General features: G+C 42.1%; 6 protein-coding genes and 1 pseudogene. 5 read left to right on the top strand and 2 right to left on the bottom strand.

The window, feature by feature from the left end:
• Positions 1-423 precede the first annotated feature (423 nt).
• A complete protein-coding gene (locus F6K20_RS24575) occupies positions 424-567 on the top strand; it encodes an EamA family transporter (RefSeq protein WP_008186167.1) in 144 nt (47 codons plus the stop codon).
• Between the two features lie 16 nt (positions 568-583).
• Positions 584-1525, top strand: a complete 942-nt coding sequence (locus F6K20_RS24570) for an isopenicillin N synthase family dioxygenase (RefSeq protein WP_287296364.1) — start codon at positions 584-586, stop codon at positions 1523-1525.
• Positions 1526-1872: 347 nt separating this feature from the next.
• On the opposite strand, the gene F6K20_RS24565 is transcribed toward F6K20_RS24570, so the two are convergent.
• Positions 1873-2589 (bottom strand): class I SAM-dependent DNA methyltransferase, encoded by a 717-nt coding sequence (locus tag F6K20_RS24565; protein WP_229419733.1) that lies wholly within the window; start codon positions 2587-2589, stop codon positions 1873-1875.
• Positions 2573-3415, bottom strand: coding sequence for an aspartyl/asparaginyl beta-hydroxylase domain-containing protein (locus tag F6K20_RS24560; protein ID WP_071102336.1), 843 nt, complete (start codon positions 3413-3415; stop codon positions 2573-2575). The genes F6K20_RS24565 and F6K20_RS24560 overlap by 17 nt, the downstream gene beginning before the upstream one ends.
• Positions 3416-3443: 28 nt before the next feature.
• Here F6K20_RS24560 and F6K20_RS40860 point away from each other — a divergent pair.
• The 3 genes and pseudogenes from F6K20_RS40860 to F6K20_RS24550 all read left to right on the top strand — a co-directional run.
• Positions 3444-3542, top strand: a pseudogene (locus F6K20_RS40860) (IS982 family transposase); the annotation flags it as partial.
• 121 nt (positions 3543-3663) lie between these two features.
• A complete protein-coding gene (locus F6K20_RS24555) occupies positions 3664-3819 on the top strand; it encodes a hypothetical protein (RefSeq protein WP_193431371.1) in 156 nt (51 codons plus the stop codon).
• Positions 3820-4050: 231 nt separating this feature from the next.
• Positions 4051-4811: 2-oxoglutarate and iron-dependent oxygenase domain-containing protein (locus F6K20_RS24550; RefSeq protein ID WP_287296363.1), on the top strand; the 761-nt coding region annotated here is incomplete at its 3' end.

The following is a 4811-nucleotide window of genomic DNA, read 5'->3' as shown; positions in this document are numbered from 1 at the left end:
AGCCAATACTTGATGTTTTGGGTGAAGCGATCGCGGTGTATAAATAAATAGATTAAAGAATGGTTTATACCCACATTAGGCACAGTTTTATCTTGGGGATTTTGGGCTTTCTTACCTAAATTTTCTGATCAGTACATTAGCGCTAAAAGTGCCATTGTCTACCAGGGATTAGGGGGAACAATCCTTGCCTTACTTATCCTGATAAACCTTGGTAATAGCTTGAAAAACCATCCAAAAGGCGCTATTTTAGCCATTATTGCAGGTATGCTGAACTTTTTGGGGGTGCTATTTTATAGCAGTCGCCAGGGCAGTTAGGACATGACAAAAGTCTCACACCCTTTGTAAGCGCAAGAGTTTGACTTCTGACTTCTGACTTCTGACTTCTGACTTCTGCTATATATCAAGGCAGTTTCTAAAGGTTCTATGGCAATCGTTTCTACCCTATCAGCCCTTTATCCCTTAGTGGTCATTGTCCTGGGGTTGGTTGTTTTGCACGAAACATTGACCCTAAAACAAATGATTGGTATTGGTTTTGCCCTAGTTGCGATCGCGCTAATTGCTACATGAATCAGGATAATTAGAAATGAATACATTACCCGTAATCTCATTAACAAAATTAAAAGACCTCAATGGTTCAAACTCAGGTAACGAAGAACACAAGCGTCTCTATGACATCTGCTTAGAGCATGGGTTTTTCTATTTGAAAGATCATGGCATTTCTGCTGATTTAGTTCAACAAACCATCCACAGCTCTCGTAACTTTTTCCAGTTGCCACAGGACATTAAAAAAGCCTACGGCCAAGACAAACAAACCGTTTATCCCAACACTTCTAGGGGCTACGTTCCCCTTTATGGCGAAACCCTCCATGAAGAGGTTGGTCCTGATCCCAAGGAACTGTTTGACCTTGGCATAGAACATCCACCTTCAGACAAGCCATTTACTGGCCCGACCTTGATTCCTGATGATACTGTAGCGCCTGGTTTTGCTGCATCCCACTATCAGCTTCAAGGGGAAATTATGACTAAAATTGTTCCCCACCTTCTCAGGGCACTGGCTGTTGCTTTGAACCTTGAACCGGATTGGTTTGACCCTTATTTTGACGATCCAATCCTGATCCATCGAACCATTTACTACCCCTCTGAAAGTGGTGTGGCAGGAAAACACACAGACAACGGTATTTTTACTGTGTTAATCCAAGAATATTTTCCTACTCCTTCCCTGCGGGTTTATACGAAAAATGCCTGGATTGATGCGGTCTGTTTAGAAGATGCTTTTGTGATTAATTTGGGGGATATGTTGCAACTTTGGACAAATGGTTTGTTTGTGAGTACTCCCCACGAAGTGATTCATACAGTCTCGAGGAGTCGGATTTCGATTCCTTTCTTTGTTTATCCAGATGTCAACGCAACATTTGAACCGATCGGAACCGATAAAAAGATCAATGCTACTGACATTATGCTGAAAAACTTTAATTCAATTTGGGTGAATAAAACAGGGGCAGGTCGGGCTCAGGAATTAAAGTAATTATAAGTATTCAGCTATCAGCAATCAGCTTTCAGCTAAAGAGGTAAAATCTCGAACTATTAAATTCTAACGTTTGCGTAGCGTGGACATAGGCTTGCATAGGTTGATTTTAAGCTGTTCGCTTACCATGAGCCTTGGCCTTGGCAGTTGGCCACGCTACGCGAATGGCCAACGGCTGAATGCTTACAGTGAGACCATTGGGGCTTGACTGATTATCAGTTATTATTAAAAACTCATTGTAGACCCGAAAAACTTATCTCTTGAGTCAGTTTAATTCATCTAACCATTGCCTCCGATTTTTCCGCTACTTTTTCAGCAAGCCCTAGTTAGGAGCGCAAAAGCCTGTACTAAAGAACTTGGCAGGCAAAGTAAACTGCTTGTACCCCATCAGCAGGTAGATAGTCCCCACACTCTTGAGCAACAATCTTCCAGGATCGATTTTCTTCTAGGCGTTTGATCATGGCTGTTATCGCTGAATCAGACTTGTCATACACAGATTTGCGAACGCTAAATACAACAAACCCTCCTGGTCGAGTGACTCTTACAAATTCAGGCATTGCGGAATCAGGCATTGCTGCATGACTGAACCCTCCAGCACACAGGACTGCGTCAAATTCATCTGGCTGCAAAATTTCATTTGTTTCTGGGAAGCAGGCATGATGAAGTGCCTCATAAATTCCTCGCTTCTTTGCTTGCGCTAACATTTTTGAGGACAGATCAACACCTATGATCGAGAGAGGATTGTAACCCAGATTGATCAGTTCAACTCCACCAATACCTGTACCAACCCCTGCATCCAAGATGCGCAGACCCTTATGTTTTGGCACGTGCCTACTAAAGAATAGGGTTGTATAGTGACTACAGCCAGATGTACCGTCTCCAGCTAAGTCCAAGAGAAATTCATCGTAATTCTCTGCATGCTTATCATATGCTCTCTCTAGCCTATCTGGATCATAAGTGAGGGCATGCACATCTCTGTGAAATTGTCCAAGACGACCGTCAATGATCTTACCTTCAATATGATCTTGTTGCATGATCTGGCTGCTCCTATTTATTCTTGACATTTTGAAGTTCCTCTTGATGCAAAAATCTATACTTTCTACTAATCCATTCCTGCACCTTTTCAAGCCTGGAAGATTTTTCGTACAAACTGACAACTAAGTCATAGGAAAAACCTAAGGGCTGATTGTATTGCAAAAAGGTTGTAAGTAGCATTTCCTCAGCATCGTGTTCTCGATTCTCATCAACAAGTCTAGCAGCAAGGCTAAGTAGTTTATTGTAGATATCAGGGGTTGGTTCAGGCAGTATGGTTACACTTTCTTCAAGTAAATATACTTGATCAATTTCATTGCTGAGTTCATTGTTTAGATAAGCATCTATGATTAAATGGATTCTTACAGACTGTCCATTTATAAAACCATGTACATCAGAATCAGGTCGTAAAAGCCAGAGAGTATCTGGCTTCAAGTGAACTGATGTATCTTGAAAAACCATGTAGCTATCTGGTGATGTGGAAATTGGTACATGCAGCCTGACTTTCTGCTTCTCAGACAATTCAGAATAATCTCGATGTTCCCAAAAGCAAGTACCTGGAGCAAGCTTGTTTAATCTAACCCACATCAACGATAGATTGCAATGCTCTAAAAATGAACGTATTGTTGGCAATTTATCAAGTTCAAGAGTTGCTTTTGGGCTGCAATCTTCAATAATTGTATCGGTGGAGTCTCCAGTTTTACTAAAGAGTGACAAAACTTCATATCCCTGACTTGTATACTCACGGTAAGAATTTTCTTGCCATGGCAGAGAAGTTGCTTGCTCAATTTCTTTGGCGGCATCATGGGAAAATCCAGTTGGCAAATCCCGAAGAATTCCAATAGTTCTACTAAGCATTAATACTCACAAAGCTTGGGCTAGCGGTCAAATTTTGGAATTGATGCCCTGGTCTGTGATTCTGTTGTGCTGTTTTCTGCACACTCGCACCAGAGTTGTGACGGGCATTTCCTTGATCGATTATACGAAAAAACCGGCTTTAGAGTTAGAAGTCAAAGATTTACCCCTCTGCCTCCTGCTATTGTGTAATATCTAGTTGCATTAAATAACCGTAATATATCACAGATGCAAGACCCAGCTCCAAACTGATGCCCAAGCGAATCAGCATAGAACCCCATCTGAGTATAGGAGAACTAGAACAGCGCTATCATCAAGGGAAAGATCCGATTGAACGCTCCCACTATCAAATCATCTGGTTGCTAGCCCAAGGCAGAACCAGTGAAGAAATCGCTGTTATGACTTAATATAAACGAAGTTGGATTTATAAACTCGTGTGGGGCTACAACCGGATTGGACCCCTGACCTTGGGAGATGTTAGGCGTAGAAACCTTGGAGCTCCTACTCACTTTAGTCAAGTCCTGCAACTCCTCGAACCATAAGCATTTGAACACTTTTGACTTCACTTTTTGTCAGTTAACCAGGTTTTGCCCTAGTTGCGATCGCGCTAATTGCTACATAAATCAGGAGAATTATAAATGAATACCTTACCCGTAATTTCATTAACAAAATTAACAGACCTCAATGGGTCAAAATCAGGTAACGAAGAACACAAACGCCTCTACAACACCTGCTTAGATCATGGTTTTTTCTATTTGAAAGATCATGGCATTTCCGCCGATTTAGTTCAACAAACCATCGACAGCTCTCGTAACTTTTTCCAGTTGCAAGAGGACATTAAAAAAGCCTATGGCCAAGACAAACAAACCGTTTATCCCAACACCTCTAGGGGCTACATTCCCCTTTATGGCGAAACCTTCCATGAAGAGGTTGGTCCTGATCCCAAGGAAGTTTTTGACCTTGGCATAGAACATCCACCTTCAGACAAGCCGTTTACTGGTCCTACCTTGATTCCTGATGACACTGTAGCCCCTGGTTTTGCTGCATTCCACTATCAGCTTCAAGGGGAAATCCTGACCAAAATTGTTCCCCACCTTCTCAGGGGGCTGGCTGTGGCTTTGAACCTAGACGCGGATTGGTTTGACCCTTATTTTGACGATCCAATCCTGATCCATCGAGCCAATTACTATCCTCCTGAGTATGGCATTGCCGGAAAACACACAGATACCGGCATCTTCACCGTGTTAATCCAAGAGTATTTCCCAACCCCTTCCCTACGGGTTTATGCCAAAAATGCCTGGATTGATGCGGTTTGTTTAGAAGATGCTTTTGTGATTAATTTGGGGGATATGTTGCAATACTGGACGAATGGCTTATTTGTCAGCACTGCCCATGAAGA

The sequence above is a fragment of the Moorena sp. SIO2C4 genome, assembly GCF_010672485.1.
Lineage (GTDB): Bacteria > Cyanobacteriota > Cyanobacteriia > Cyanobacteriales > Coleofasciculaceae > Moorena > Moorena producens.
This window is presented reverse-complemented; position numbering and strand designations above follow the sequence as displayed.